Genomic DNA, 8,129 nt, shown 5'->3' on the forward strand with positions numbered 1-8,129 from the left:
CAGGGGAAGATCGAAGCCGGAGGGGGTGGTGCGGCATGACCGAGCAACCCATGTCGCGGGAAGAGGTCCGGTTCGCCGTCGTGCTCAACGGCGGTGTCAGCCTCGCCGTCTGGATGGGCGGCGTCGTGCTCGAGCTGGACCGGTTGACCAGGGCCGGAACGACGTATCAGCCGCTGCTGGACCTCGTGGGCTGCAGCGCGCGGGCGGACGTCATCGCCGGCACGTCGGCGGGTGGCATCAACGGAGCCGCGCTGGCGTTGTCGCAGGTCAACAAGCAGGCGGATCTGAGCAGACTGCGTGACCTGTGGGCCGAGCAGGGGCGGATGGAACAGCTGCTGCGGACACCTTTCCGGGGTGAGCCGGCCAGCTTGCTCAAGGGCGACGAGTTCTTCCTGCCGAGACTGCAGGAGGCGCTGGCCAGGCTGACGAGCGACTTCGAGCCCACCGAGGCCTACGAGCGCCCGATCGACCTGCGCATCACGACCACGCTGCTGGGCGGCGTACCGACCATCACCTACGACGACCTCGGCCAGCCGCTGACCCAGTCGGTGCACCAGGGTTCGTTCTCGTTCCGCCGCGACCCCTACGACTGGGTCAGCGAGGACACCAGGGACGACTTCACGCCCGAGAAGCTCAACGACCGAGTCATGCAGCTGGCACTCGCGGCGAGAAGCTCCGCCAGCTTCCCGTTCGCGTTCGAGCCGAGCTTCATCCCGGTGGGCGGTCAGGCGAGTCCGGACCGCCCGGACATGGCGGACGTCGCCAGCTGGGCCAACGGGGGCGACCGCAGCAGGTTCGCCGTCGACGGCGGCGTGCTGGTCAACACGCCGACGCGCGAAGCGTTGGAAGCGATCGACCGCATGCCCGCGGACGGGCCGGTGCGCCGGGTCATGCTGCTGGTCTTCCCGCACGCCGAGCCGCTGGGCTCCGAACCTCAGGCCGACACCATCGACAAGGGCCTCACCACGGTCAGCTCCGGCGCCAAGCTGCTGAGCGCGATGTCCAGCCAGGCCAACCGCACGTACGTCGAGAAGATCGAGGAGCACAACCGGCGCGCGGCGAGCAGCAGGGGCAGCCGGATGTCGCTGCTGGAACGCCTGCACGCCAGCGGTGTGAACGTGGTCGACGAGGTGTACTCGTTGGCGGACAAGCTCTTCGGGCACTACGAGGACGTCGAGATCCGGCTGGCCGCGCGGCAGATCACCGCGCAGCAGTTCGCGCTGCCCAAGGGGAATCCGGCCAACTGGTCGTTCGAACGGGCGCGCCGGGCCGCGGAGACGGCGCAGCGCAAGTGGAAGAAGAAGCACGGCGTGCTGCCGTACGTGCCGGGCGTGAAGCTGCCGAGCACCGTGTGCCGCGAGGACCTGGGCTGGGAGTGGGGCATCACGATGGCCGAACGCCTCGGCGCGTCGGCACTCGACCTGCTCAAGCGGCTCGTCTGGGTCGCGCCGGACGGCAAGGCCGACGAGATCGCCAAGTCCCGCCGGGAGCTCCACCAGGTCCGCGCCGAACTCAGGAGGCTCCGCGCGGAACTGTTCGCGTGGAAGCCGTCCGACTCGCTCGGCGAGGGGTACTGGACGGGCAGGCTCGCGAGCTACCACGAGAAGATGATCGACGGCGAGCTCGGGCAGAAGGTCAAGGCGCAGGTCGCCGAGATCGGCCGGATCGTCGGCGAGGCCCAGCAGGTGATGGGCGAGCTCGACGAGCACCGGCTCAAGCTCGGCGGCCTCTACTGCTGGCACGCGCTGCTCGAAGCGAAGCCCACGAAGCAGGAAGCCGGGCTGACCGACGCCGAACGCTGGCTGAGCCGCCTCCTGGCCCTCGAAGTATCCGGCACGTGCCTGTCCGACGACGCGTCGACAGGGTTGGACACGGCCGTCGAACTGGTGCAGGTCTCGCTGCAGACGCGCAACGCGTTCGCGCAGCAGTCGATCACCGCGGACGACAAGGCCGGCGGGGCGTCGCTGTCGCGGTTCTCCGGATTCCTCAAGCGGTCGTGGCGGGTCAACGACTGGATCTGGGGCCGGCTCGACGGCGCCACGATGCTGTGCCGGGTGCTGTTCGACCCGCGCCGGCTGCGCAGGATGGACCAGCTGGGCCGGCCCGAAGGCGATCAGCGCACCCCAGAAGAACGCGCCGAAGCCGTCGTCAACACCGTCATCGAGGCCATGTTCGGGCCGGAGCTGCCGGTGCGGGTCGCCGCCTGCGCCGAGGAGGCCAAGAAGGAGCTGACCGGTCTCTACGAGGCGGACGGCGAGCTGTCGCCGTCGTCGACGAAGCTCGCCGAGCTGGCCTCGTGGGGCCTGCACTGGCGGATCATCTGCGAGGAGCTCCCCCGGCTGAAGGCTGCGATCATCGCCGACCGCGGCGACGGCGCGGACGCTCGTTCACGCGGCGAGCTGTTCCTCGAAGAGCACGCGGACCTGTTGCGGCGCCTCGAATACCCGGAGGAGCACACGGTCTCGCTCGGCATGTCCGCGCTCAGCGCCTTTGACCGCGCGGGCATCGGCCGGGAGCCGCTGACCCAGGAGGCCGCGTCGGACCAGATGATCCGCACGGCCGCCACCGCCGCGGCCGTCGCGGTCACGGTCGCCGACTCCGAACGGTCGGGGCTCGCCGCGGTCCGGCCCGTGACCCGAGTCGTGCGAGGGGCCGCACTGCTCCCCTACTGGACGATCACCGGCCTGACCAGAGGCGGGAACCTCGCCCAGTTCCTCGGACTGCTGGGTCTCGCGGTCGGCGGCGCGCTGGTCGTCATGGCGCTGTTCGGCGTGCTGCCGACGTGGGCGGCCGGTCCGGGCGCCGCGATCGGTGCGGCCAGTCTGCTCGCAGCTTTCGGTTACGCGGCACTGCGTTCCGGCACCCTGCTGCACGGGCTCGTACTGCTGTCACCGGTGATCCCGTTGGCGGCCATAGCCGTCGACCGGCTGCCGGACGACCGGTCGCAGCTCACCACCGGCACGGTCACGGTGGGCGGCGTGGCACTGGTCGTCACGGCGTTGCTCGTCCTGGGCTCGCTACCGGCGCCGATCCGCACGCCGTTGGCGGTGCTGGCCGACTTCAAGCCGTTGCAGATCATCGAGCGCCGCTGGAAGCAGGCCGCTGTGGCACTGGCGGCGGCCGGTCTGGTCTGGGCGGCGTGGGAGTTCGAGCTGCACACCAAGCAGTGGCTCGTGATCCCCGTCTCGCTCCTTTGTGGAGTGTTCGGGATCTGGATGGCGTTGAGCGGCGGCAAGTCGCTGCAGCGCTGGCGCCGGGTCGAGGGCGTCTGGGGCACGGAACGGGCCGAGCCACCGGCTGCCGCGACGGCGGGCTGGGCCGTGGTCTACGGCATCGGCTACCTCGCGATCGCCGACGTCCTGCTGATCGTCGGACCCTCCGGGTGGGGCTGGCAGGCGGTGATCGGCACGGCGCTGGCGTTCGGCCTGACGTTGCTGCTGATCACGTCCTGGTACGTGCCGAGGGTGGAACGCCGCAGGATCCGTCGCCAGTTGGTGGACGAGGCGATCCTGGCGATCTACCCGGACGGCTGCGACATCGCGGAGACGTTGCACGAACGGTTGGAGGGCCACGCCTCGCTGTACCGGTTCCTCGTGAAGGGAGAGGGCGAGCACCCCTCGAAGCTCACCCTCTCCCACACCGGACTCGTTGTCGCGCAACGGATCGAGGCGAAGCTCAGGCCGCCAGCGCGATGACCGGCGCGGTGCGGCCCATCGCTCGCGCGTAGAGGCCCTCGAAGCGCTCCAGGGTCGCCGCCAGCGCGTGGTGCGAGATGATCTCACTGCTGGCGGCGCCCATCCGCGCCCGCATCGGCTCGTCGTGGACCAGCGTGTGCAGCCGCTGGGCCAGCTGGTTCACGTCACCCGGCTCGAACAGCCAGCCGTTGCGGCCGTGGTGCACGAGGTGCGGCAGCGCCATGGCGTTGGCGGCGATCACCGGCTTGCCCGCGGCCATCGCCTCCATCGTGGCGAGGCTCTGCAGCTCGGCGACACCGGGCATCACGAACAGGTCCGCACGGGCGTAGGCGTCGAGCAGCTCGTCCTCGGACACGAACCCGTGGAACCGCACGCGGTCCGTGATCTGCAGGTCGCGGGCCAGCAGCTCCCACTCGGCCTTGCAGGTGCCGTCACCGACGATCTCACCGAACGCGCCGGGAACCCTCGCGAGCGCCCGGAGGAACTCGTCGACGCGCTTCTCCTCGTCCAGCCGCCCGACGAACAACGCCGTGGGACGGTCGTTGTGCGTTACCGAGCGCTGGTAGCGGGCGATGTCGATGCCGCACGAGACGGGCACCGCGCGTTCGGGGAAACCGCTCTCGTGCAACAGCTGCACGGCCCGCGGCGTCGGCGCGGTGACCAGGTCGGCCCGGCCGAACACCCGCGCCAGGTCGCGGTAGGCGAACCTGCGGGCCATCCCCTGCAGGAACGACGGCACGTGCGCGTGGCTGAACAGGTTCTCCGGCATGAAGTGGTTCGTGGCGAGTGTCGGTATCCCCTGAGCAACCGCCGAGTTCAGGACGAACCGGCCCACCACGAAGTGCGCCTGGACGTGCACGACGTCCGGCTTCAACGACCTGATCAGCTCGTCGGCCTCCTTCGAGGCCTGCCACGGCAGGCAGAAGCGGAAGTCCGGGTAGAAGGGCAGCCGGTGCGATCGCAGGCGGTGGACCGTCACGCCCTCGATCTCGGTGGCCTTCGGCGAGTCCGGGGCGATGACGTGGACGTCGTGGCCCCGCGAAGCCAGGCCGACCGCCAGGCGCTGCGCGAAGCGCGCGGCACCGTTGACGTCCGGCGGGAACGTGTCGGCGGCGATGACGACGCGCAGCGCGCTGGAGGTGTTCACGGGAAGCTCCGTTCGAAGGTTTTCACGAGGTTGACGAGCAAGTGCGAACACGCCGCAAACAGCGGCGAGAGCGCAGGCGAACAGCGCGGCACCGGTCACAACGGACAGGTGCGCCGCCTCGCCGAGCAGGAAGGCGCCGAGACCGACCGCGACCAGTGGATCCACCACGGTCAGGCAGGCGACGGCGAGATGAGGAGGTCCGCCCGCGTAGGCGTGCTGGACCAGCCAGCCACCGACGGCGAGCGACACGGCGATGCCGAGCACGGACGCCAGGTGCGAGAGCCCGAACCCGCCCTGCTGCACCGACTGCGACACGGCGCGCATGAGGACGGACACGTACCCGTACGCGACACCACCGGCTGATGCGAACGCCACGGCACGGATGCGCGCGTTCGACGTGACGGCCGCGATCACCCCAGGCACCGCGATCACGCCGAGAACCACCAGACCGGCCGTGAGCTCGGCATCCGGTGCGATCTGGGTCGCAGTCGCACTGCCGGACGCCAGGAACACGAACGCACCGACGCCCACGGTGGTGAGCAAGATCGCCGGAAGCTCGCGGAAACGACGGTCCAGCAACGCGGTCATCCCGATCGCGAGCACGCCGATCGGCTGGACGACGGTCAACGGAGCCATGCCGAGCGCGGCCGCGTGCACCCCGGCACCGGCGATCAGCAACGCGAGCCCGCCGAGCCAGCGAGGTTGCCGCAGGACACTCGCGCGGGCCCCGGTCTCGGCGACCGCGTCGTGCTGCAGGCGTGCCGCGAGCGCGAAGCACACGGCGCCGAACACGGCGAGCGTGATGGCCAGCACTGTCATGTCTTGCGCCTCACTTGGGCTGCGATGGCGAACAGGAGTCCGTACAGCGATGCGAACAAAACCCGTTCCGTAAGGCCACGAGCTGAAAATTCGCCGAACGAAACATGACTGACCAGAAAAGCCGCACTGGAGACGCTCGCCGTTATTGCGATACCCAGCAGGGCCGGAAATCTTCGTGCGATGAGCAGACCGGCGGCCGGCAACGCCACGAACATGACGGCGCCCGCGTACCGGTGGATGTAGCCGGAGATCGAGGTCGGATCGCCGGTCGGGTCGGTCGGGAAGATCGTCGCGACGGTCAGGCCCGCCGCCCACGTCCCCATCAGCCACTGCGCTGACCTGCCCACACCGCGCATGCTGACCGCGAGAACAGCGCTCACGATCGCGAGCGTCAGCGAGGTCGCGGCCAGCCAGCCCGTGCCGTTGCGGACGAACACGTAGTCGCTGATCACGTCGGTGATCGGGTTCAGCTGCCCTGCCGACACGACATGCAGGTAGAAAATCGGAACCAGTGAGAACACCAGTCCCCCGACCACCAGTCCCCGTCTATTAGCCCCCGTCTCGAGCACGTCAAAAGTCTCTTGTGATCTCGTTGATCAACCAATGGGGAACTCCCCCGAGCAAACCCTGAGGTGTCCCTGACTCCCCGGGGTAGGGACAGCCCCACCTTTTTCAGCCGTCCTTCAGCAAACGGCCGCGAGACCCACGTTCGGGCGGATTGGCCTGACCGCCTAGGCTGCGTGTTCGTGAGCCCGAATCCCCAGCCTGCGGTGGAAGTGTCGGGGCTGGTCAAGAGGTACGGCTCGAAGACCGCCGTTGACGGCCTCGACCTCGTTCAGCAGCCCGGCACCGTTCTCGCCCTGCTCGGGCCCAACGGCGCGGGCAAGACGACGACGGTCGAGATCTGCGAGGGGTTCCGCTCGGCGGACGACGGCCGCGTGCGCGTGCTCGGCCTCGCGCCTGGAGATGAAGCGCTGCGGCCGCGCATCGGCGTGATGCCACAGGGTGGTGGCGGTTATCCCGGCATCCGTGCCGAGGAGATGCTGAACCTGGTGGCGGCGTGCGCGGCGAACCCGTTGGATCCCAAGTGGCTGATCGAGGTCCTCGGGCTCTCCGGTTCTGTCCGCACCCCGTACAAGCGGTTGTCCGGCGGTCAGCAGCAGCGGTTGTCGTTGGCGTGCGCCCTGATCGGACGCCCTGAGCTCGTGTTCCTGGACGAGCCGACCGCGGGCATGGACCCGCAGGCACGCCGACTCGTGTGGGACCTCGTCGGCGCGTTGAAGGACGACGGTGTGTCCGTGCTGCTGACGACGCACCTCATGGACGAGGCCGAAGCGCTCGCCGACCAGGTCGTGATCATCGACGAGGGCCGGGTCGTCGCGCAGGGTTCGCCGGCCGAGCTGACCGCGAACCGGCCCGACGACCAGCAGCTGCGGTTCCGGGCCCGACCGGGGCTCGACACGTCGTTGCTGTCCGCCGCACTGCCCGAGGGGTTGAAGGTGCGCGAGGCGACGCGGGGCGCGTACGTCGTGGAGGGTCTGATCGACCCGCAGGTCGTCTCGACCGTCACGTCGTGGTGCGCGCAGCAGGGTGTGCTGGCCGAGGAGCTGACCGTGGCCAAGCGCAGTCTCGAAGACGTTTTCCTGGAGCTGACCGGCAGGGAGCTGCGTTCGTGACCACCTTCGCTCCCGGCACGTTCAAGCCCGCGCCCGGCCGCGGGTCGTTGCCGCGCATGCTGTTCGTGCACGCCCGCACCGAGGCGATGCTGACCCTTCGCAACGGCGAGCAGATCCTGCTGACGGTGATCATCCCGCTGGCGTTGCTGGTCGCGCTGTCGTTGATGTCGGTGATCCCGATGCCGGAGCCGCGCGTCGGTTCGGCCACGGCGCGGATCTTCGCGCTGGCGATCATTTCCTCCGCGTTCACCGGGCAGGCCATCGCTTTGGGCTTCGACCGGCGTTATGGCGTGCTGAAGCGGCTTTCGGCTTCCGCGCTGCCGCGGTGGCTGCTGGTCGCCGGACGGGTCTGCGGTGCTTTGGTCGTCGTGGCGATCCAGATCGCGTTGCTGGCGATCACGGCGTTGTTCCTGGGATGGCGTTTTCCGCTCGCCGGCTTGCCGTGGGTCGTTGCGCTGATCGTGCTGGGCACGCTGACGTTCGGTGCGCTGGGCGTGCTGCTGGGCGGGGCGTTGCGCGCGGAGATCGTGCTGGCGCTGGCGAACATCATCTGGTTCGTGCTGCTGATGGTCGGCGGTGTGGCGCTGTCCGTGCCCGTCGGGTTCGTGCACCTGTTGCCGTCGGCTGCGCTCGCGCAGGCGTTGGAGACTTCTGTGGTGCACGGCACGGCGCCGGGTGTGGGCCCGGTCGCAGTGCTCGTGGCCTGGGGTGTTGTGGCCGGGGCACTTGCTACCCGGACGACCCGTCTCACCTGAGGTCGTGAGTGGTTGTGGTCGCCCCAGCGACCACAAC

At 69.4% G+C, this 8,129-nt stretch carries 5 protein-coding genes; 3 read left to right on the top strand and 2 right to left on the bottom strand.

Annotation, left to right across the window (positions count from 1 at the left end; genetic code table 11):
- Positions 1-35 precede the first annotated feature (35 nt).
- The gene (locus LFM09_RS43495) at positions 36-3,695 is read left to right on the top strand and encodes a patatin-like protein (RefSeq protein ID WP_414102482.1); all 3,660 of its coding nucleotides are present in this window, start codon (positions 36-38) and stop codon (positions 3,693-3,695) included.
- Here LFM09_RS43495 and LFM09_RS43500 read toward each other — a convergent pair.
- Together LFM09_RS43500 and LFM09_RS43505 are read right to left on the bottom strand one after the other, a co-directional pair.
- The gene (locus LFM09_RS43500) at positions 3,676-5,661 is read right to left on the bottom strand and encodes a glycosyltransferase (protein WP_414102483.1); all 1,986 of its coding nucleotides are present in this window, start codon (positions 5,659-5,661) and stop codon (positions 3,676-3,678) included. The two genes, LFM09_RS43495 and LFM09_RS43500, sit on opposite strands and share 20 nt — an antisense overlap.
- The gene (locus LFM09_RS43505; RefSeq protein ID WP_414102484.1) at positions 5,658-6,230 is read right to left on the bottom strand and encodes a DUF998 domain-containing protein; all 573 of its coding nucleotides are present in this window, start codon (positions 6,228-6,230) and stop codon (positions 5,658-5,660) included. Before LFM09_RS43505 ends, LFM09_RS43500 begins: the two co-directional genes overlap by 4 nt.
- Before the next feature lie 177 nt (positions 6,231-6,407).
- Between LFM09_RS43505 and LFM09_RS43510 the strand changes: the two genes are divergently transcribed.
- Entirely contained in the window at positions 6,408-7,337 is a 930-nt protein-coding gene (locus LFM09_RS43510) for an ABC transporter ATP-binding protein (protein WP_414102485.1), read from the top strand.
- Complete coding sequence (locus LFM09_RS43515; protein ID WP_414102486.1) at positions 7,334-8,092, top strand: ABC transporter permease; 759 nt, start codon at positions 7,334-7,336, stop codon at positions 8,090-8,092. Before LFM09_RS43510 ends, LFM09_RS43515 begins: the two co-directional genes overlap by 4 nt.
- Positions 8,093-8,129: the final 37 nt, after the last annotated feature.

Origin of the sequence: Lentzea alba (assembly GCF_047445655.1) — a bacterium.
GTDB classification, from domain to species: Bacteria; Actinomycetota; Actinomycetes; order Mycobacteriales; family Pseudonocardiaceae; genus Lentzea; species Lentzea alba_A.

Coding starts and splice junctions, on each gene's coding strand:
- LFM09_RS43495 (WP_414102482.1), top strand. CDS start 36: ATGACCGAGCAACCCATGTCGCGGGAAGAGGTCCGGTTCGCCGTCGTG.
- LFM09_RS43500 (WP_414102483.1), bottom strand. CDS start 5,661: ATGACAGTGCTGGCCATCACGCTCGCCGTGTTCGGCGCCGTGTGCTTC.